Consider the following 20,940-nt stretch of genomic DNA (forward strand, 5'->3'; position numbering starts at 1 on the left):
AGATCACTTTGCCACAAAGGTATTGCACGGTTGATAGCGCATTCTCCCTTATCCACAGTGGTTAACCGACCCATTTCCCTGTATTTATACCTAGAAATTCTCTTTCAATGCTCGCATCAAACGGCCCACACCCAACCCCAATCCGAACCGCGAAATCGGCGCGCGGCTCTCGCCTACGCTCCGGATGTCAATCGGATCATCGGCCGCATAGAGACACAAGCCAGCCAACGTAGCAAATCCGGGAGTCGAATGCGCTTCGGGCAATCCCGTAAGCGAAGGCGGCTTGCCAATCCTAACCGGCATCCCCAGCGCGCTTTGCGCAAATTCCGCGAGCCCGGCAAGCTCAGCACCGCCGCCGGTCATAACCACCTGCCCACCGTTTGCGCCGGTAAACCTCATTGATTTCAATGCCTTGCCAATCTCATCGGTCAGGCGAGACAGGTTCTGCGTGACTATGGAGACAAGCTCGGCACGAGCGATACGGTTCTTGTCATCGGCACCGCGCGCAACCGGCCCTGCTTGATCATCACCCGGCCCGTTGACCGGGATCATCTCGCGATGATCCGTCGGGCTGGCAATTGCTGATCCGGAAACGCATTTAAGACGCTCCGCCTGGAAGCGGCGAATGCCAAAGGCAGATGCGATCGCATCGGTGATATCGCCTGAACCGTAAGGCAGCGCCTTCAGGCCGAGCAGCATACCGCCAGCATAAACCGCGACATTGGTCACCTCTCCGCCAATTTCCACCATCGCTACGCCAAGTTCGCGCTCTTCCTCGCTCAGGCAGGCATAGCCTGCAGCCAGTGGAGCAGCGACAACGGCCTCTACGTCCAGATGCGCGTTCTGCACCGCTTCGGTGAGGTTTCGCACCGGCGCGCCGTCCGCCAGCATGACATGCACATCGACGCCCAGCCGCTCTGCATGAAGACCTTTGGGGTTCGCTACACCATGTGCGCCATCAAGCGTGTAATGCGCAGGCTGCGCATGCAACACCATCCGCCCGTGCGGCTGAATGGTTTCTCGTGCGGATATCAGCAGGTGTTCGATGTCTTCTTCTTCGATGCGCCGACCATTGATGTCGATCTCGACCTTCGAAACCTGGCTTGCGAGTCCGGCTCCAGCGCAACCGACCCAAACGCTTTGCACGCTGGTGCCAGCATTCTTCTCTGCGCGCTCAACAGCGTCACGAATGGCGTAGGTGGCGGCCGCCATGTCAGTCACATAGCCGCGTTTGATACCGTTCGATGCGCGGTGGCCCGACCCCAGCACCTGTAATTCACCGTCCTCGGTAAGCCCCATGATCATCGCTGAAATACGGAATGAACCCGTATTGACCGCGCCAAAATAGCGGGTGAAGCGCTTACTAGCCATCAGGGGTGGTTTCTCCATCATCATTGCCGCCCAGAACGCGGTCTGCCCGGCCAGGAATTCGCATGTAGATGCGCGGTGGTGCCCGCATATCGAATGTCGTGACTTCGCCGCCGATCAAACGATTCTGTCCGTCGAGCCGCGCAAAGGACACCAGCGCTGTCGCGGCTTCATCCTCGCCTTGTGGCAACGCAAGCACTTGATTACTCTTGAAGGTCAAGTTCCAGCGGCGGTTGCCGACCCATTCCGCAGCGCGCACTTGCGGGCTTATCGCCGGCGCGGCTTCGAGCAGGTTGTCGAGTTGCTTGACCTGGCGCACGGCACCCGGGCCGGAAATCACCAGCCGATCTCCGATATCGGTGCGGTTGATCGGTTCAAGTTCATTGCCTTCAACGTCGACCAGCACGAGGTGGTCGGGTCTTTGCAGCACCGCATGCGGCACTCGTTCGACAATATCGATCGCCAGCGTTCCGGGAAGTTGACGGGAAACGCGAGCGTCCTTCACCCAAGGCAGTTCGAGCAGCTCTTCACGAATTGTGATGACATCAACGTCAGGCATAGGTTCGTTGCGTTGGCTAACCACACGTTCGTAGACGCGATCCTCATTCATTCGCTCGACGCCCGAAACCCGAACATGGCGCACTTCAAAGCCGGCATTGGCTGCGGACTGCGAAATCTGCGCCTGAACCAGAGCAGTGGCCCCAGAGATGCTTGCAATAAACCATGCCGCAACAAGTGCTGCTGCAATGATCAACCACAAAAAGATGCGCTGAAGCTGTTCTTCGGTGAAAGGCAGCAAGCCCATCAGCCAGTCGATAAAACCGCCGGTTGTCTTCTTCGCCTTGCGTGCGGTGTTTGCCCGCGCATTGGCTTTCGCGGCACTGCGTGCACCTCTAGCAGAGCGCCTAATCGTCGCCAAAGGTGCCTCCCGTCAGCTTGTCCGGTGCGTGCTTGCGTAAAGCCGCGGCGATCACCGCTTCCACCAGATCGGCATATTCCATCCCGGCGTACTTGCCTTGCTCAGGGACCAGACTAAGCGGTGTCATTCCGGGTTGGGTATTGGTTTCGAGCACAAACAGGCCATCCTCGCCCTGCTCATCATCCCAGCGGAAATCGGTGCGACTAACTCCGCTACATCCCAGCCTCAAATGCGCGGTTCGAGCATATTGTTCGCACAGCGCCGCGATCTCCGGCGGAATTTGCGCAGGGCAGACATGGACTGTCTTGCCGTCTGTGTATTTGTGCTCGTAGTCGTAAAAACCGGCGTCGATCACCAGCTCGGTGACGCCCAGTGCGCGCGGGCCCTCAGGCGTGTCGATCACAGCTGTTGTCAGCTCGCGCCCGCGGATAAATGGCTCTGCGAGGAGTTCTTTAAAATCCTGCCATGGTCCGGCCGAATCAGGCGCGATCGGATTGCCGTAATCGCTCTCATCCGTAACGATTGCAACGCCAACCGATGACCCTTCATTGACCGGCTTCAGCACATAGGGGCGCGGCAGCGGATCACGCTCGAATATCTCTTCACGGCTTACGATCCGTCCACCTGGAAAAGGCACGCCGTGTGGTCCAAGCACCATTTTGGTCAGCTGCTTGTCAATCGCGATGACCGAGGTTGCAAGGCCTGAATGTGTGTAAGGAACACCCATCAGATCAAGCATGCCCTGCACACTGCCATCCTCGCCAGGAACGCCATGCAGCGCATTGAACACGACATCGGGCGCAGCGTCTGCAATGCGGGCTGCAACCTGCCGGTCCATATCGATCCGCGTGACACGATGCCCCATGCTTTCGAGCGCGTCAGCAACGCCATTGCCGCTCATCACCGAGACTTCGCGTTCATTGGCCCAGCCGCCCATCAGGACTGCAACGTGAAGTTTGGGCAGCAAGCTCATGGCCGCCCCACCCGCTGGATTTCCCATTGCAGTTCGAAGCCGGAGTTTTCACGCACGCGGCGGCGCACCTCTTCGCCTAGCGCCTCGATATCGCCGCTGGTCGCATCGCCGGTGTTGATCAGGAAATTGGTGTGTTTCTCGCTCACCTGAGCACCGCCCATTGTCAGTCCGCGACAACCCGCCGCATCGACCAGCTCCCAGGCCTTGTGACCATCCGGATTCTTGAAAGTCGATCCGCCGGTCTTAGTGCGCAGTGGTTGCGATTCTTCGCGCGCTTTCGCGATGCGCTCCATCTCTGCGCCAATCGCCGCTGGATCACCCGGCGTGCCTTGAAAACGTGCCGAAACGACGATCGAACCCGAGGCCAGTTCCGAATGACGATAGGAATAGGCCAGTTCTTCAACCGGCACACGAGACAGTTTTCCGCATGGGAACATCACCTCGCAATCAATCAATATGTCCGCGACCTCACGCCCGTAAGCGCCGCCATTCATGCGTACGAACCCGCCTACTGTACCGGGTATGCCGCGCAGGAATTCGAGCCCGGCTATCCCGGCATCACGCGCAGTGGAAGATACAAGGATACCGCTGGCGCCGCCGCCGCATTCAAGCTGATCATCGTCAAGTACCTTGACGCCCGAAAATGCCTTGCCCAAACGAACAACCACACCTTCGACGCCGCCATCGCGTACAATCATGTTGGACCCTAGCCCAAGAGCCATAACCGGCATCGCGCGATCCAACGCGCTGAGAAAGTCTCGCAAGTCGTCAATATCGGCGGGCTCGAACAGCCAGTCCGCATTGCCTCCGGTCTTGAACCAAACAAGTTTTGCCAGCGGCGCATTCGGAGTGAGATTGCCGCGCACTTTTGGAAGTGTGTCGGCCATCATGGCTTGCCCCCGCGCGCACTCTCGATCGCCGGTGCAAGGCCCGCGGCCCATTTGGTGATATCGCCGGCACCCAGGCAAACAACAATGTCTCCAGCGTTCAGCTCTCTGGCGAGAGCTCCCGCAAGCTCGGTCTGGTCAGCTACCGCCACAGCAGAACGGTGCCCGCGTGATTTCAGTCCAGCCACCAGCGTAGCGGCGTTCACGCCATCGATGGGGTCTTCGCCCGCCGTGTAGACCGGCGTGACATAGACATGGTCAGCTTCGTTGAAACATGCCTGAAACTCGCCCATCAGATCCCGAAGGCGAGTATAGCGATGCGGCTGCGCAACGGCGAACACACGGCCACCATTATCGCCGCCGACCGCTTCGCGTGCTGCATTGAGCACGGCTGTGATTTCAACCGGGTGATGCGCATAGTCATCAATGATCGTCGCAGTACCGCCGTTGCAGGCCACTTCGCCTACCTTTGTGAAGCGCCGCCGAACGCCGCCGAATTGACCAAAGCCTTCGCGGATTACCTCGTCCGGGCAGCCCATCTCGATTGCGACTGCAATCGCCGCGAGCGCATTCTGCACATTATGCCGGCCCGGCATTGGCAGGCGCACACCTTCGATCCGGCGATCCTCTTCACCGCGCTGACGCACGATAACGTCAAATACATTGCCGCCCGCTTCGGAACGGATGTTCACGCCACAGATGTCCGCCTGAAGCGAAAAGCCATAGGTCACAACCTTGCGATCGCGCACCTGCCCGATCACGGCCTGCACCTCGGGGTGATCAATGCACAGAATGGCTGCGCCATAGAATGGTACATTGTGAATGAACTCGACGAATGCGCGCTTCACGCCGTCGAAATCACCGTAATGGTCCAGATGCTCGGGATCGATATTCGTAACAACCGCAATCGTGCCATCGAGCCGCAGGAAGCTGCCATCGCTTTCATCGGCTTCGACCACCATCCAGTCGCTGTCGCCCATGCGCGCATTCGAGCCATATTGCTCGATAATCCCCCCATTGATCACTGTGGGATCAATGTTCCCGCGATCGAGCAAGGCCGCGATCATACTGGTTGTGGTGGTTTTCCCGTGGGTACCCGCGACCGCAACGGTCGATTTCAACCGCATCAATTCCGCGAGCATTTCCGCGCGGCGCACCACCGGAATGCGGTTCTCGAGCGCATGTGCGACTTCGGGATTTGTTCGCCGCACTGCGGTTGAAGTGACCACCACAGCGGCCCCTTCGACATTTTCCTTCTCATGCCCGATGTGCACCGAAATGCCTTGTGCACGCAGCCGTTCAACACTGGGTCCTTCGTTCAGGTCAGACCCCTGAACCTTGTATCCCAGATTGTGCATCACCTCGGCTATGCCGGACATGCCGATCCCGCCGATTCCGACAAAGTGGATCACGCCAATCTCGGTTCCGACACCCTTCACTTGCCGTCACTCCCGATACCGCGGGTAGCATGCGAGGTAGATGCAGCACGTTCCGCAGCGATATCTTTGGCTGTCTCTCCAACACGGATGACATCCATCATATCCGCGCCGCCAAAACTTTCGACCAGGTCGGCCAAGTCTTTCGCTGCATTTGGGCGTCCGCAATTCCATGCAGCATGCGCAGCATTGGCCAGCGATTGCGGCGCCTTGGCCATGGCTTGAATTTGCAACGAGATGTCTTTGGAAAGCTTCTGCAAAGCATCAGATTGCGCAATGCGCTCGCGATTGTCCTTGTCCTCAAGACCACTGACTTCGCCAACCGTAACCGATGGCTGGCGGATCATTCGCGCCCCACCCGCCTTCACCATTTCGCGGGTATTCGCAGCCTGGTGATCGTCGGTCGCTATGGGCAGCGGGATGAGGATGCCCGGACGGCCCACAGCGGTCAGCTCCGCGATCGTCGAAGCCCCTGCGCGGCCGATGAACAAATGGCATTCCGCCAGCCGCGCTTCCATATCCTCGAAATAAGTGCCCAGCTCCGCCGGGATATCATGTGTGCGATAGCGCTCGCGAACACGGTCGAGGTCTTCTGCGCGGCATTGCTGTGTGACTTGCAGGCGTTGGCACAGGGCGGGCGGCAACATGGCCAGCCCATCAGGGACAACTTCGGACAGAATACGCGCGCCCTGACTGCCGCCAGTAACCAGCACTTTGAGAAGACCATCCTCAGTGAACGGCGGATAATCCTCATCACGCAGTGCAAGCACTTCGGGGCGGACGGGATTGCCGACCAGATGCACCTTGTCGATGTACTTGTGCTTCAGCCGTTCAATCTCTGTGAACGCGGTTGCAATCGCATCAACGCGTCCGGCCAACATGCGGTTCACGCGGCCCAGAACCGCGTTTTGCTCGTGAAGCACGCTCGGAATGTCTGCGCTTGTCGCCGCTAGCATTGCCGGGGCCGCCGGATAGCCGCCAAAGCCAACCACAGCGGTCGGTTCAAAGCTCTCAAACAGGCGCAGCGCCATACGCCGCCCTTCCAGCAAAGCCTTCAGCCCACCAAACCAGCGCAGGGGATTCTTGCCAAAACGCCCGGCTGGGATGACATGCGACGTCAGGAAATCCGGCTTGCCAGGGATTTCCGCGCCACGCTGATCGGTAATCAGCGCCACGTGATGGCCGCGCTGATCCAGTTCTGTCGCAAGGGCGAATGCCGGGATCAGGTGCCCTCCTGTCCCGCCCGCGGCCAGCACGAAATGCCGGCTTGAGCCTGTGCGTACCGAGCCGCTCATGCAGCCTCCTCCTTGCGTTCCATCATCGCCTTCAAACCACGAGTCTCCCGCTTCAGGAACGGATTGCGACGCGTGATAGCCAGCAATAGCCCAACTGTAAGGCACATGGCGATAGTTGATGATCCGCCATAGCTGATCAACGGCAAGGTCATACCTTTCGATGGGAAGAGCTGCAGATTGACCAGGATGTTGATGAAGGCCTGGCCACCAATTGCTGCGATCAGGCCCGCGCTGGCCAGCACAGTAAACAGGTTCTCCTCATCCACCAGCCGCATAAGCAAACGCCACACGATTGCCAGGTAAAGCACAACTACCAGGGCGCAGGTGATAAGGCCGAACTCCTCCCCGATTACAGAGAAGATATAGTCCGTATGCGCTTCGGGCAGGTTCATCTTGCGCACGCCCAGCCACAATCCTGTGCCGGTCCAGCCGCCCGCCATCAGCGTTCGCTGCGCCAGATCAACCTGATCAAATGCCGTGCCTCCACCCAGGAACGCATCGATCCGGTGCCGCGCATTGTCATACAGGAAATAGGCCGCCGTCAGTCCGGCAATCCCGGTTCCAACGATAATGCTCAAACGTTGCACGCTGATTCCCGACAGCAGCACCAGCACAAACCAGATGCCTGCAAACAACAGCGTCGCGCCCAAATTCGGCTGCATCATCAGCAACAAAGCGATAACGCCCATAATCACGCTAGCCATAGGTACAACCGGCAATTCGGGATCACGCAAGCGCAGGCTCAATATCCACGCAAGCAGAATTGCAAAACCGGGCTTGAGAAACTCTGACGGCTGAAGCGAAAAGCCCAGATCCAGCCAACGCTGCGCGCCATTGCGCTCAAACCCGAAAATGGGGACCAATGCGAGCAGAACCAGCGTTACCGATGCAAGCAAGATGCCTGCTTGACGAGCGCGTTCGCGGGTCAGCGTGGACACGCTGATCATCGCGACCAGACCCAGAAATTGCCAAACAATATGCTGCTTCAGAAAGTAGAATTCGCTCAATTGCACTTCGCTGGTGGAAAGTCGCGAGGCGCTGGCGGGCGATGCTGACGCAACGGCAGCAGTACCGAATAACATCAGTATCAGGATCAGTGTCAGCAAAACCTTGTCGATCTCGCGCCACCAGATGCGCAATTGATCGCGCCAGTTAAGCTTCAAATGCGCGCCGCCTGATGCAGCGCCGCCTTGGCGCGGAATATAGGGTTTGACGGTGCTCATTCAGCGTCCCCGGCCTGCAAGGCGGACCGAATCTCTTCACTTGCATCTGTCAGCGCCGCGACAACTTGGCGGAAAGCCGCGCCGCGTGCTTCATAGTCGCGGAACTGATCGAAGCTGGCGCAGGCTGGCGAAAGCAGAATAACGTCCCCCTCGCGCGCCGATGCCTTGGCGCGGCAGACCGCATCCTGAAGCATTTCTGCGCGTTCAACGTGGACATGCGGCTCAAGCAATTCGGCAAATCGCGGGCCGGCCTCCCCAATGGTGTAGGCGGCGGCGATGTTGCCGAGATGCTGCTCGCTTGGGCCAAGCCCGTCTTCCTTGGGCAGTCCGCCGACGATCCAGTGAATGCGCGGGCGGCCGTTCTCGGGTGGGTAAGCCGCCAGCGCGGGGGCGGTACTGTCCGGATTGGTTGCCTTGCTGTCGTTAATATAGAGCACGCCCTCGTGGCGGGTAACGAGCTCCATGCGATGCGGAAGGCCACGAAAGCTCTTCAACCCTTCATTGATCTTCTCGACTGTCAGGCCAAGCCAAGCGCAGACCGCCATCGCGGCACCAGCGTTTTCGGCGTTGTGCGGCCCTTGAAGAGAGGGCCATTCAGCCTGAGCAGTTTCATCAGCTGAAACGATACCGTTAAACCCAGCCTCACCTAGTCGGACCAAACCTGCCTCGAAAGCTTGCCAATTGAGCAATGCATAGCTCTGATCGCCTTGCATCTCAAAAAGCCGCGCCTTGCTCGCTGCATATTTCTCGAAGCTACCATCATAGCGATCCAGATGGTCGGGCGTGATGTTGAGGATCACTGCCACGTCACAATCGAGCGAGTACGTCAGGTCGATCTGGTAACTCGACAACTCCAGCACATAGACCCCGCCTACTGGGAGCGGATCCTGCGCCAGGATCGGTAGTCCGATATTGCCGCCCATCGTGGTCCGCACCCCGGCTGTTTTCAGGATATGGTGCACCAGCGCGGTGGTGGTTGATTTGCCGTTGGTGCCGGTAATCCCGACAACCTTGTGCGGCGGCAATTCAGCTCGTGCGAGCGCGAACAGCTCAATATCGCCGATCACCGGCACACCGAATTTCTCGGCATGCGGCTTGATCGGATGCGTGTTGAGCGGAACACCGGGAGAGACGACCACCCCATCGAAACCGGTCAGGTCCATCTCGAGCGGATCGGCGAGCTCACAGCGTCCCTCGAAAGGTTTGCGCGCCACATCCTGCCGGTCCCACGCGACAACGCGCGCACCGCTCGCCAACAAGGTCTCGACCGTCGCTGCGCCAGAGCGCGCGAGGCCAAGCACCGCGTAGGTTTTTCCAGAAAAGGCCTTCGCGGTGATCATGCGTTCATCACCTCACCTTCAGCGTGGCGAGACCCGACATCGCCAGCACGATGGCGATGATCCAGAAGCGGATCACGACCTTGCTTTCGCTCCAGCCCAACTGTTCGAAATGGTGATGGATCGGCGCCATTCGGAATACGCGTTTGCCGGTCCGCTTGAACCAGAACACCTGAATGATAACGCTGGCGGTTTCGACCACGAACAAGCCGCCCACGATCAGCAGCACGATCTCGTGATGGCTCGCGACTGCAATCGCACCCAGCGCACCGCCAAGAGCAAGCGACCCCGTGTCGCCCATGAACACGGCGGCAGGCGGCGCATTGAACCACAGAAAGGCAAGCCCTGCCCCCATTATTGCCGCGCAGAAGATCGCAAGTTCACCCGCACCCTCGACATAGGGAATGCCGAGGTATTCGGAATAGTCGACGCGGCCCACAAGATAGGCAATTATAGCGAATGTTCCCGCAGCGATGATTACCGGCATGATCGCGAGGCCATCCAGCCCGTCAGTCAGGTTCACGGCATTGCCGAAGCCGACGATCAGAGTGGCGGCAAGGACGAAATAGAACGGCCCAAGCGGGATCGAAACGCCGCTGAAGAACGGTACATAGAGATTGGTGCTGACCTGGCTGACGATGATGTAGCTCGCGATCCCAGCGACTATAAACTCCAGCAGCAAGCGCACCTTGCCCGAAACGCCGCGGTGGCTCGCCTTGGTAACCTTGTCGTAATCGTCGAGAAAACCGATCAGGCCGAAGCCAATTGTCACCGCCAAACACGCCCAAACCAGCGGGTTGGTTATGTCCATCCACAGCAGCAAGGAGAAGCTGAGCGAGACAAGGATCATCAGCCCGCCCATCGTCGGCGTGCCGACTTTCGCCAGATGGCTTTGAGGGCCGTCAGCCCGGATCGGCTGCCCCTTGCCCTGCCTTACGCGAAGCAAGTTGATAAAGCGCGGCCCGATCAACAGGCCGAAGAACAGCGCTGTGATCAACGTCGCGCCCGCACGAAACGTCTGGTAACGGATAAGGTTCAATACACCTTCGAAACCCAGCCATTCGGCGATCAGGTAGAGCATTTATTGTTCCTAGGTCTTGGACTGGGCGAGCGCCCCGCCAATCCCGGTAAAGTGTGACACCAGCGCACCAAGTCCGACTGAATTAGAGCCTTTGATCAGGATCGCATCTCCTTGCGTTATCCCGAATTCATTCAGCGCCGCAATCGCCTCGGCAGGGTTATCGCAATGCGTGAAACCATGGGTAATGCCAAGCGAGGCGCCGGCGAGTTTCCCCAACTCCGCAGCGAGGGCGCGCATCTCGTCGCCAACCAGCACCGCATAATCCACTTTCGCCTCGGAAAGAGGCTCGGTCAGCTGCGCATGGAACTTGTCACTGAAATCGCCCAATTCCTTCATGCTGCCCAGCACGGCCACGCGGCGGGTTGCCGGCGTTTGACCTAGCGCTTTCAAGGTGGCCCGCATCGATGCCGGATTGGCGTTGTAGCTTTCATCAATCATCAGAGCCTTGCCGCCCGGAACCGCGATATGATGGCGCGCACCGCGCCCTTTGAGCCCGCCCATTTCAGCAAGCGCCAAGCCCGCTGCACCCAAGTCTCCGCCCGCTGCATTCACAGCCGCCATGACACCGAGCGAATTGGCGATCCAGTGCTCACCTGGCTCTGCAACGGAATAGCATACACGGGTATCACCCAGATCGGCCGTCACCAGCGAACCGCCATTGGCGCTGGGAATGGCATCGAGCAAACGAACATCTGCGTCTTTGGCCGCACCGAAAGTGACAACCTTTGCGCCGAATTTCTCAGCCACTGAGCGCATCTGTTGGCAATAGGGACTGTCGGCGGGGATCACCGCTGTGCCGCCTGGCATCAGGCCGGAGAAAATCGAGGCTTTCTCCTCGGCAATGGCTTCTATGCTGCCAAGATTCTCTATGTGAGCTGGAGCGATAGTGGTGATCAGCGCGACATGCGGGCGAACGTGCTCTGCCAGAGGTGCGATTTCTCCAGCGTGGTTCATTCCCATTTCGAACACGCCGAACTTGCTGCGCGCAGGCATACGAGCGAGCGTCAACGGCACCCCGACATGGTTGTTATAGCTGCGAATGCTGCGATGCGCGCTACCGCGACTTGCGCGGTCGAGCGACAGGAAGATTGCCTCTTTCATGCCAGTCTTGCCGACTGATCCGGTGATGCCGATGCGCACGGCTTCGCTGCGTTCGCGGGCGGCATGGGCTAGCGCGTGAAGCGCCGCTGTCGTGTCCTCAACGAGCACATGCGGGTACTCCACTGGACGATCGACGATCGCCGCAACTGCACCATTGGCAAAAGCTTGCGGCAGAAATTTGTGCCCGTCCATCGCGTCGCCCTTGAGTGCAATGAACAGATAGCCGCGCTTAACATCGCGGCTATCCATTTCGACGCCCGAAGCCTGAAATTCATGGCTGGCGGTGCCACCAGTCGCAACTGCAATCTCTGCCGCGCTCCACAGCGCCATGGGTAGCGCATCGCGTTGTGCGATGGGCCAATTGCGCAGGGCTCGAAGTGCACTCATGCTCGCGCCTCCGCAGCAGCACATTCTCGCGCTACCTGCACATCGTCAAACGGCAATACCCGCATGTTTTCTCCTGACCCGATTATTTGCCCTTGTTCATGACCCTTGCCAGCAACAAGGACGATATCTTCAGCGTTTGCCTGACGGATCGCTTCAGCGATCGCGTCACGTCGATCCGCGACTTCGTGAGCATCCGGCGCGCCGGCCAGCACTGCTGCGCGGATAGTGGCAGGATCCTCACCGCGTGGATTGTCATCCGTGACGATCACTAGCTCGCTGCCCTTTGCAGCGGCTGCGCCCATTGCAGCGCGTTTTCCCTGGTCGCGGTCACCACCTGCGCCGAACACAGTGATAAGCTTGCCTTCAACATGCGGACGCAGCGCTGCAATCGCCGCTTCCAGCGCGTCTGGCGTATGAGCATAGTCGACATATACCGGCGCGCCTTGTGCGGTGATGACTGCACGTTCAAGCCGACCACGAACCGGTTGCAAGCGGCCTGCGGCATCGAAAACCTGGGATGGTGATGCGCCCGTCGCGATTGCTAACGCGCAAGCTGTCAGCGCATTGGCCGCCTGATAGGCTCCAATCAGCGGGAGCTTGATTGTGCAGGATACGCCTTCATGCTCGATTTCGAGCATTTGTCCCAATTGCGTTGGCGTGCGCTCTTTCAAGGTAATGAATCCACCTCTCGGACCCACCGTCAGGACTTTTAGGCCTCGCGCTTCTGCATGCTCGATAGGCCTGGCGGTCCATTTGCTATCGCCATCGCCGTGCCAAACAATTGCAGCTGCACCCGGTTCAAGCACTTCATCGAACAGGCGCATCTTGGCCTCGAAATAGGCTTCCATGGAGCCGTGATAGTCGAGGTGATCGCGGCTGAAATTGGTGAAAGCCCCAGCAGTTACCGGCACACCTTCGTTGCGAAACTGGTCCAACCCATGGCTGGACGCTTCGTAAGCGACATGAGTCACACCTTCGCGCGCGAGCCCACTCATATTGCTGAGAAACGAGACGATATCGGGCGTTGTCAGACCGGTGGAAACGCTTTCATCCGGTGTTGTCACACCCAGCGTTCCGATACTCGCCGCCCGCTCTCCGCACATACGCCAGATCTGGCGGGTCATTTCAACGCAGGATGTCTTGCCGTTCGTGCCGGTCACCGCGACAATGTGCCCAGGGACAGGCGTGAAGAATGCTGCCGCCAGATGGGCAAAGGCACGGCGCGGTTCCGGGTCGGCAATGTGCACCGCGCCCGAAACGCGCGCTTCGGGTCGCGCAACAACTGCCACGGCACCCGCTTCAACAGCCGCAGGAATGAAATCCTCCCCGTTGAATTTTGCACCCTGGAAGGCACCGAAAACCGTGCCGGGAGCCACCTTTCGATTGTCAATCGCGAAGCCGGTGACCTGTGTCTGCTCGCCTTCTGTCAGCGCGATGCCTGCCGCCTGTGCCAGCGCCCCCAACTTCATCACTTCTTCTCCGGCACAAGGCGATCTATGTCAGACAGATCGACATCGCGGGTGTTGTCTGGGCGCACACCCAACAGCGGTCCGATGCGCGGAACGAGGCGCCCGACGATCGGCGCCGCGGTCCAACCGGCTGTCCGTTGAAAGGAGCTGGCGACTGTGCCGCGCGGCTCATCAAGCATGGCCACCACAACGTAGCGCGGACGATCCATCGGAAAGGCCGAGGCAAATGTCGAGATGAGCGCATTCTGGCGATATCCGCCGCGCGTCGGCTTTTCAGCAGAGCCGGTCTTGCCGCCTACGCGGTAACCCTGTGCATCGGCAAACCGGCCGGTGCCGTAAAGTGCGGTCATACGCAGCAGCTGACGCATCTGAGCGGAGGTTGATGCCTTGAACACCCGGCGGCCGCGCGGCACATCTTGCGGCGCAAGTTTGTGCAAGGTCGCAGGACGCCAAATGCCACCATTGACCATTGCCGCATATGCGCTCGCCAAATGCAGAGGTGTAACCGACACACCGTGACCGAACCCGACGTTCATCGTTTTCAGCCGTCCCCAGCGCGATTCCTGCCAGATCGGGTGGCCCCGCGCTGGCAATTCGATATAGGGCCGCTCGCTCATGCCGAGATCGGTCAGTGTGCGGCGAAGGCGCTCTTCACCCAACTGATCAGCAATCCGGACCGTAACGGTATTGGATGAATACATCATCGCTTCGGCTACGTTCAGCGTATCGCCGTGATCTTTGGAATCGGTGAAAGTCTTGCGCCCGACTTCTGCCGGTGTTGCGTCCCAGCGAGTGCCAAGATCGCGCACGATACCTGCATCGATTGCAGCAGCGAAAGTGATCGGTTTGAATGTCGAGCCCAGCTCGTACACCTGATTGGTGACACGGTTGAAGACCGGAGCATTCTTTCCCTGCGCCGCTGCTTCCTCCGACTGCATCAGATCGCTTTGTGTAACAGCGTTCGGATCAAAGTCAGGCAGGGACGCCATCGCCACGATCTCGCCGGTATCAACGTCCAATACCACGCCAGCCGCGCCAAGCGCATTCACGGCCAACATGCCGCGGCGCAGTTCGTCCTCCAATGCGCCTTGCACGCGAATATCGAGAGATAACGGCACAGAATCGCCGCGCAACACCGGATCGGCAAGCCGCTCATGCAACACTTGCTCCATGCCGATCTTGCCCTGTCCGTCAGCGTCAATGTAGCCTAGAACATGTGCCGCCAGCTGGCCTTGCGGATAATGGCGATCATTCTCGCGCGGCATTTCGAGCGCGAGTTCGCCGATGGCCTGAACTTTGTTCGCGTCTTCGGGAAGTACGCGGCGGCGCAGATAGCCGGATTTGCCGGACGCCAACCGTTCAGCCACATCAATTTCGTCGATCTCAGGGAAGATCGCCTTGAGACTTGCGGCGACTTCTTGCGGAGATTTCACAAGCGGTGAGCCCCCCTCACTCATCGCCTTTGGATTGAACCATAGAGCATAGGCCGGAAAAGCGCGCGCCAAAGGCACGCCGTTGCGATCAGTGATCTCGCCACGCGGCGGAAGCAGCGCTTCCTCCAAGGACGTGCGCACCGGGCCGTGATCGGCCAGGCCCAGATAGGCGATACGCATCAGCGCAGCAGCCGCGACCAGCGCGAACATGATCGCGATCCACAGCACACGCCAGCGCGCCTGGAAAAGCGATTGTTGGCGAAGATTTACTAGGTGGGCCCTGCCGCTTCCGAATGCTGCACTGGCCGAAAGTGCGTTCATTCAGCAGCCTCGGCGCTCAGGAAAGTGCGCGCTTGCGCAGGCCGGATTGGTGAGGCTTCGGCGACGAACTCGCCCAATGCTTCTGCAAATGTAGTCGCTGCATCGGGTGTGTTGACCGCCGCCAGTGTAACCGGCTTGCCGGATACCGGTGAAACCATAGCGCGCGGCTGGGTAGCGCCCGAACCCTCGAGTGGGATCTGTGCCACAGCAACCCTGATCGGGCTGGGCGCAGTTGGTGCACGGTCTCCACCGTAGGCCGCCAATTGACGCTCGTTTTCAATGTATTGATCGGGGCGCGCAGCCTGCAGCCCGAACTCGACAGCGTTCCAGTTAGACAACTGGCGCTGATTGGCACGCGCCTGGAATTCGGTTTCCAGCATCATGGTCTCGCGCTCAAGCCGGATCAGCTCGCGCTCCGCCAGCAGCACTTCGCTTTTCACAGAGTGAACCTGAAAACTCAGTGCAACGAACAATCCCACGACCGCGGCCAATACAACCGCCCATCCGACTTGACGCAAACGAGAACCAGCGAGTGTCATGCGGCAACCTTTCGTGCAGGAGTATCGCTGCGCACGGCATGGCGTAGCGTTGAAGAACGGGCGCGCGGGTTGCGCGCGATTTCCGCCTCAGACGGGCGGATCGCCTTGGAAATCTGAGTGAAAATCGCAGGCTGCTGATCGGTTTCAGGCAGGTGCCGCGATCCGGAATTGCGCCCGGATGCGTCGCGCAAGAAGCGCTTCACAATCCGGTCTTCCAGGCTGTGAAAGCTCACCACGGCAAGCTTGCCACCGCTGCGAAGCAATTGCTCTGCCGCGCTCAAGCCTTCGCGCAGTTCGTCCAGCTCTCCATTCACATGAATGCGTATCGCTTGAAAGCTACGCGTGGCGGGATCCTTCTTGTCGCTGGGCTTGTAGCCAAGCGCCTTGCGAACCACCCGGGCTAGCTCGCCCGTAGTCGTAAGCGGACGTGCAGCAATGATGGCGCGCGCGACCCGGCGCGACTGGCGTTCTTCGCCATATTCATAGAGCACGTCCGCTATCTGAGAATCTGAAGCTGTATTGAGAAAATCAGCGGCGCTTTCGCCTGCCTGGCTCATGCGCATGTCGAGCGGACCATCAGCCGAGAACGCAAAGCCGCGTTCGGCCTGATCGAGCTGCATCGAAGAGACGCCAATATCCATGGCGACACTGTCAACCTGAGCGATGCCCACCTCGGCAAGCGAAGCCACCATCTCGGAAAAGCACCGCGGATGGAGCACGAGACGCGGAGGGGTTGTACGCGCCTCAGCCCATCCGCGGCCTTGCGCGGTCGCATCCGGATCGCGGTCGAAGGCATGGACAGTTGCGCCGCGGTCAAGCAGCGCGCGGGTGTAGCCACCCGCACCGAATGTTGCATCGACGATAACGTCGCCGGGCTGCGGATCGAGCGCAGCGATGACTTCGTCGAGAAGCACAGGGATGTGCGGAGCCTCAGCGGCAGAGGTCATTTGCTGCCTCCTTTGGCTTTGGCCTTGGCCTGTGCTTCCGCGACCAAATTGGCGCAGGCGGCTTGCGCCGCCTCCCATTCATCGCCCATCTGCGAAAGCTCGTCTGGATTCCAGATCGTGAAGAACCGGCCGGCACCCTGGAAATAGAGACCATCATCAACGCGGCCCAACGTCCGCAAGTGATCGGGCATGATAAAGCGGCCGCTGTCATCAAATGGGACTTGCGCGAAACCGAAAAGCTGGCTGGCGCGAAGATCGTAGTCGAAGTCACGGCCCAAGCGCAGAGCACGCTCTTCCTCGCGGTCGATCTGAGCGTTCAATTCGTCATTGCGCGAAAGACCAAAGCCAACGAGGCAATTCCAGCGATCATGCTTGTCGAGGCACAAGATGCGACCGCCGGAGGATTCCTTTACCGCCTTGCGGAAGGAAGGAGGCAGGACAAAGCGGTTCTTATCACCCGCGGGTGAAAAAGCCTGTCCACTGTATCCTCCGAAAGACAACTGCCCCTCTCCACCCTAATCCCTGCGCGATGAAGGCCCCTTCCCTCACCATCTACGGACACAGCTTCACCGTCGCCGCCAGCGCACGAGCGCAAACAGCGCGCTTCGAGAAACAGAAGCGCAGCACGAAACGTCATGTCCGATGGAAGACGGTCATATCGCGGGCACAGTGGGGATGGAAGGGGTTTTTGCGGGAAATTGCGGGATAATTTGGTAAATATCTGATTTACAATATTATTCTTTTCGCTGATTTTGCGCCCTTGGTATGGAAATTCTCGAGCAATGCGGGGCAATCCCCTGTTTTTCCGCGCAAAAGACATGTTCAGAGTCGCTTTTCCCGCGACTGTCCCGTGAATTCCCCGATCGAACTGAATTCATTCTTCGAACGCGTGTTCGAGCAAAGAGAGTAACTGCTCCTCGGCCGGCCCTTGCGCGTCAGGCATTTCAAGAATGGCAGCGTCGGCCAAGAGAAACACCTACCCTGCCCCAACGGAACATTGAGCGGCAATCCCATCACCCAAGATCGTACAATTGCCCCGCGCAGCCGATTGGTCGTCGCTAAGTCCTTCGAACTCTTCGAGAAGGATGACTTCGCCCGCCACCTGCACCGGCAAGGTGCCCTTGCCATAGTCAGCCTCACGCAGTTCAAGCGGCTGAAAATCGTCGAACCGCAAAGTCATTCCCCAACGCAAGATTACTGGCGGGATAAGACCCACTGCCGTGGGATGATTGGAATCACTCAGCGCAACCGAATAATGACCCGTCAACATCGGATCGAGGACGTAGAGAAGCTTGCCCCCTTCCCGCACCCAGGCATCCAGACCTTCATTGTCCGCAGGGCTCAGCCCACGCGGCTGCGCGATAACAAGCCGTTCAAACTGCTTGATCGGTGCAGGCTCGCCTTCATTGCCTGTCAGACTATCAAGCGGTGTGATTTCGTAGCGGCGCTCAAGCGTTTCACGCACCCAAGGAGCCTCGCTGTGCTTATCCACCAGAGAAGCTATATCGCTACCTTCAGGCCAATAGATCGGAAGGCTTGTCATTAATGCAAGCTTGTGGCGTTCGACGGGGACCTCTGGCTCTGGATCGCTAGTGCCCGGCCAGAAAACCACGGCGAGCGCGATGACGCCAGCAACGACGCCAACCAATCCGGCTTTAGGTATCCGGCGTAGCTGCGGCATCGTTTTGCTCCGTTTCGAGCAATGGATCGGATCCGAGCGGCGCAGAAGGTTCCACCGGCAAATCCGGCACAACGCCAGCATCGGCCAGCGGATCGCGTTGCGGCGGTGCTTCTGCCGGTGCAGTGGTTGGCGCGGCGTCAGGAACCGAAGATTCTTCAGTGACACGCGCGCGGTCCTGAATAATATTGGCTAGTCCCACGAGCAAAACCATCGCTGCGAAGCCGAAAAGCCCGACCTGCAATCGCTGAGTCGCTTGCGCGCGGGTACCACCCAGCGGCGCCGCTTCGGTCGCATCATCAGGTTCAGCCGGCCCCCGCAATCGCGCGAGTTTGAAGATGTCAGGTTTCTGCATCGCTCGTCAGGCTACCGCCTTGAGAGTTTCAGTCAATCAGCTTTAAGCCAACCGAATATTGGCAGGCCTTTCTCAGCCAGCCAATCTGCGTTGTAGAGTGTCGAAAGATAGCGGAATCCTGTGTCGCACAGGATTGTCGCCACGCGCGCTTCCTTGCGTCCTTCGCCCACTAGCCGTTTGCCCAATTCAATCGCGCCAGCCACGTTGATGCCAGAGGAGAGCCCGAGGCAGAGCCCCTCTTCACGCAGCAATTGTTCAACCCATTGCATCCCTTCTTCATCTGAGATGCGGAATTGATCGTCGATCGGTGCGCCTTCGAGATTTGCTGTAATCCTGCCCTGCCCGATCCCTTCCGCGACGGACGATCCTTCTGCCTTGAGCTCGCCATGCGCAAAATAGTTATAAAGCGCGGCGCCATGCGGGTCGGTCAGCGCAATCCGGACATTTTCGTCAAACGCCTTGAGCCCCATGCCGACGCCGGCAATGGTTCCGCCCGTACCAGCCGCACAGGTAAACCCGTCAATCTTGCCGCCAAGCTGCTCCCACAATTCTGGCGCAGTACCTTCGATATGCGCCTTGCGATTGGCGGTGTTATCAAACTGCCCCGCCCAGATCGCGCCATCGATCTCTTCTGCCATGCGACGAGACACGTGCTGGAAGTGATTGGGATCGGCATATTTGGTCGGAGGAACAAGCATGAGCTCCGCGCCCAGGGCCCGCAGCGTGTCCATCTTCTCTTTCGACTGGTTGTCCGGCATCACGATGATCGTCTTGTAGCCGAGCGCATTGGCTACCAGCGCAATGCCGATTCCCGTGTTGCCCGCCGTGCCCTCGATCACGGTTCCGCCCGACTTCAACTCACCGCGCACCTCCGCATCGCGGATCATGTAAAGCGCTGCACGATCCTTCACCGAGGACCCAGGGTTCGCGAACTCGCACTTACCGTAAATCTCGCAGCCAGCCGCTGCACTTGCCCCTTTCAACAGGACAAGCGGCGTGTTTCCGATCAGTTCAAGCGTAGAGCCAAAGGGCTGAGTAATATTCATGAGGCAAGAGATAAACCCGACCGGCTCATCCGGCAACGAAGATCAATCTTCAGGTGCAATAGTTACCTTGAGGCCATCAAGATCCGCCGTGAAAGGGATCTGGCACGAAAGGCGCGATGTTTCATGACGATGATCTGAACTTTCCAGCAGATCATCTTCATCTTCGCTCATCGCCGGCAGATTGTCCATCGCCTCTGCGTCAACATGGATGTGACACGTGGCGCAAGAGCAGCAGCCGCCGCACAGCGCCAATAGCTCGTCAAAGCCGTTGTCACGGATAGCTTCCATCACGGTCAGGCCGTCTTCGACCTCGATTGTCGATTCTTCTCCATCGCGATTAACGACTGTCAGCTTCGGCATTGTGTGCGCATTCCTTTTGCGGTGGGCTTTTCCCGGAGGGGGCCCTAGATAACGGTTCGAAGGCGCTCGCTAAGCAGGTGCGGCCCGATTTGCAAGCTAGGGGAATAGTTAGTGAGCTTGAGCGCTGAAACAATAAAGGCCGGGTTGGATGCCATCGCAAGCAGCGACAAGCGGGTTTCCGGTGTGCTTGAGCGGGTTGGCTACCCCGAACCGCGCATCCGCGATACCGGCTACAAGACGCTGCTCCGCACGATAGTCGGTCAGCAAGTGTCCGTCGCCGCAGCAACGTCCATGTGGAACAAGTTGGAGGCCGAGCTTGGCCACGACTTCAAGCCCACATGCATTCTTGAACGCGATTTCGACACACTTCGGGCTTGCGGCCTTTCGCGTCAGAAACAAGGTTATGCGCGATCGCTGTGTGAACTTGTTGCTGCAGGTGAGCTGGACTTTGAAAATTTGCCAGCCGATGACGAAGCAGCGATCGAAGAATTGACCCGCATCAAGGGCATCGGACGCTGGTCAGCCGAGATATATCTACTTTTCGCCGAAGGCCGCCCCGATATCTGGCCCGCTGGCGATCTGGCCGTGCAGGAAGGGGTAAAGCGACTGCTTGATCTTCCCGAACGCCCAAAGGAAAGGCCGACGCGCGAGCTTGCCGAGCAATGGCGCCCGCATCGCGGTGCAATGGCCATCTTTACCTGGCACTTCTACGCCAATCCAGCGCTATAGGCTCAGACTTGAAACGCACGTTGCTACGTGTATTAATTAAGTAATACACCTTGATT

The 20,940-nt window shown here is 58.9% G+C and carries 20 protein-coding genes; 1 reads left to right on the plus strand and 19 read right to left on the minus strand.

The features are described from left to right. Positions 1 to 90: 90 nt before the first annotated feature. From ftsA to QQX03_RS10070, 19 genes are all read right to left on the minus strand, one after another. A complete protein-coding gene (gene ftsA, locus QQX03_RS09980) occupies positions 91 to 1,371 on the minus strand; it encodes a cell division protein FtsA (protein ID WP_285975585.1) in 1,281 nt (426 codons plus the stop codon). Next, positions 1,364 to 2,287, minus strand: a complete 924-nt coding sequence (locus tag QQX03_RS09985; RefSeq protein ID WP_285975586.1) for a cell division protein FtsQ/DivIB — start codon at positions 2,285 to 2,287, stop codon at positions 1,364 to 1,366. Before QQX03_RS09985 ends, ftsA begins: the two co-directional genes overlap by 8 nt. Beyond that, complete coding sequence (locus tag QQX03_RS09990; protein ID WP_285975587.1) at positions 2,274 to 3,260, minus strand: D-alanine--D-alanine ligase; 987 nt, start codon at positions 3,258 to 3,260, stop codon at positions 2,274 to 2,276. Before QQX03_RS09990 ends, QQX03_RS09985 begins: the two co-directional genes overlap by 14 nt. Then, positions 3,257 to 4,150, minus strand: coding sequence for a UDP-N-acetylmuramate dehydrogenase (murB, locus tag QQX03_RS09995; protein WP_432762821.1), 894 nt, complete (start codon positions 4,148 to 4,150; stop codon positions 3,257 to 3,259). The genes QQX03_RS09990 and murB overlap by 4 nt, the downstream gene beginning before the upstream one ends. Further along, entirely contained in the window at positions 4,147 to 5,586 is a 1,440-nt protein-coding gene (gene murC / locus QQX03_RS10000) for a UDP-N-acetylmuramate--L-alanine ligase (RefSeq protein ID WP_285975588.1), read from the minus strand. Before murC ends, murB begins: the two co-directional genes overlap by 4 nt. Continuing rightward, a complete protein-coding gene (gene murG, locus QQX03_RS10005) occupies positions 5,583 to 6,878 on the minus strand; it encodes an undecaprenyldiphospho-muramoylpentapeptide beta-N-acetylglucosaminyltransferase (protein WP_285975589.1) in 1,296 nt (431 codons plus the stop codon). The genes murC and murG overlap by 4 nt, the downstream gene beginning before the upstream one ends. Further along, positions 6,875 to 8,101 (minus strand): FtsW/RodA/SpoVE family cell cycle protein, encoded by a 1,227-nt coding sequence (locus tag QQX03_RS10010; RefSeq protein WP_285975590.1) that lies wholly within the window; start codon positions 8,099 to 8,101, stop codon positions 6,875 to 6,877. The genes murG and QQX03_RS10010 overlap by 4 nt, the downstream gene beginning before the upstream one ends. Next, positions 8,098 to 9,441, minus strand: a complete 1,344-nt coding sequence (murD, locus tag QQX03_RS10015; RefSeq protein ID WP_285975591.1) for a UDP-N-acetylmuramoyl-L-alanine--D-glutamate ligase — start codon at positions 9,439 to 9,441, stop codon at positions 8,098 to 8,100. The genes QQX03_RS10010 and murD overlap by 4 nt, the downstream gene beginning before the upstream one ends. A 7-nt stretch (positions 9,442 to 9,448) precedes the next feature. Continuing rightward, positions 9,449 to 10,519, minus strand: a complete 1,071-nt coding sequence (gene mraY, locus QQX03_RS10020; protein WP_285975592.1) for a phospho-N-acetylmuramoyl-pentapeptide-transferase — start codon at positions 10,517 to 10,519, stop codon at positions 9,449 to 9,451. Between the two features lie 9 nt (positions 10,520 to 10,528). Next, positions 10,529 to 12,007, minus strand: a complete 1,479-nt coding sequence (locus QQX03_RS10025) for a UDP-N-acetylmuramoyl-tripeptide--D-alanyl-D-alanine ligase (RefSeq protein ID WP_285975593.1) — start codon at positions 12,005 to 12,007, stop codon at positions 10,529 to 10,531. Beyond that, the gene (locus tag QQX03_RS10030) at positions 12,004 to 13,476 is read right to left on the minus strand and encodes a UDP-N-acetylmuramoyl-L-alanyl-D-glutamate--2,6-diaminopimelate ligase (RefSeq protein ID WP_285975594.1); all 1,473 of its coding nucleotides are present in this window, start codon (positions 13,474 to 13,476) and stop codon (positions 12,004 to 12,006) included. The genes QQX03_RS10025 and QQX03_RS10030 overlap by 4 nt, the downstream gene beginning before the upstream one ends. Continuing rightward, positions 13,476 to 15,230, minus strand: a complete 1,755-nt coding sequence (locus tag QQX03_RS10035) for a peptidoglycan D,D-transpeptidase FtsI family protein (RefSeq protein WP_285975595.1) — start codon at positions 15,228 to 15,230, stop codon at positions 13,476 to 13,478. Before QQX03_RS10035 ends, QQX03_RS10030 begins: the two co-directional genes overlap by 1 nt. After that, entirely contained in the window at positions 15,227 to 15,769 is a 543-nt protein-coding gene (locus QQX03_RS10040; protein ID WP_285975596.1) for a hypothetical protein, read from the minus strand. The genes QQX03_RS10035 and QQX03_RS10040 overlap by 4 nt, the downstream gene beginning before the upstream one ends. Beyond that, positions 15,766 to 16,716 (minus strand): 16S rRNA (cytosine(1402)-N(4))-methyltransferase RsmH, encoded by a 951-nt coding sequence (rsmH, locus tag QQX03_RS10045; protein WP_285975597.1) that lies wholly within the window; start codon positions 16,714 to 16,716, stop codon positions 15,766 to 15,768. Before rsmH ends, QQX03_RS10040 begins: the two co-directional genes overlap by 4 nt. Beyond that, positions 16,713 to 17,216, minus strand: a complete 504-nt coding sequence (locus QQX03_RS10050; RefSeq protein WP_285975598.1) for a division/cell wall cluster transcriptional repressor MraZ — start codon at positions 17,214 to 17,216, stop codon at positions 16,713 to 16,715. Before QQX03_RS10050 ends, rsmH begins: the two co-directional genes overlap by 4 nt. Before the next feature lie 476 nt (positions 17,217 to 17,692). After that, positions 17,693 to 18,397 carry a hypothetical protein gene (locus QQX03_RS10055; protein ID WP_285975599.1) on the minus strand — a complete coding sequence of 235 codons (705 nt, stop codon included), beginning with the start codon at positions 18,395 to 18,397 and terminating at the stop codon, positions 17,693 to 17,695. Beyond that, entirely contained in the window at positions 18,372 to 18,749 is a 378-nt protein-coding gene (locus QQX03_RS10060; RefSeq protein WP_285975600.1) for a hypothetical protein, read from the minus strand. The genes QQX03_RS10055 and QQX03_RS10060 overlap by 26 nt, the downstream gene beginning before the upstream one ends. Positions 18,750 to 18,781: 32 nt before the next feature. Further along, on the minus strand, positions 18,782 to 19,795 hold the full coding sequence (locus tag QQX03_RS10065) for a cysteine synthase A (RefSeq protein WP_285975601.1): 1,014 nt from the start codon (positions 19,793 to 19,795) through the stop codon (positions 18,782 to 18,784). Between the two features lie 42 nt (positions 19,796 to 19,837). Further along, entirely contained in the window at positions 19,838 to 20,155 is a 318-nt protein-coding gene (locus QQX03_RS10070) for a 2Fe-2S iron-sulfur cluster-binding protein (RefSeq protein WP_285975602.1), read from the minus strand. A 111-nt stretch (positions 20,156 to 20,266) separates the two neighbouring features. On the opposite strand from QQX03_RS10070, the gene QQX03_RS10075 reads away from it, so the two are divergent. Beyond that, positions 20,267 to 20,884, plus strand: coding sequence for a DNA-3-methyladenine glycosylase family protein (locus QQX03_RS10075; RefSeq protein WP_285975603.1), 618 nt, complete (start codon positions 20,267 to 20,269; stop codon positions 20,882 to 20,884). Positions 20,885 to 20,940: the final 56 nt, after the last annotated feature.

This window comes from Altererythrobacter rubellus (assembly GCF_030284385.1).
Classification (GTDB): domain Bacteria; phylum Pseudomonadota; class Alphaproteobacteria; order Sphingomonadales; family Sphingomonadaceae; genus Erythrobacter; species Erythrobacter rubellus.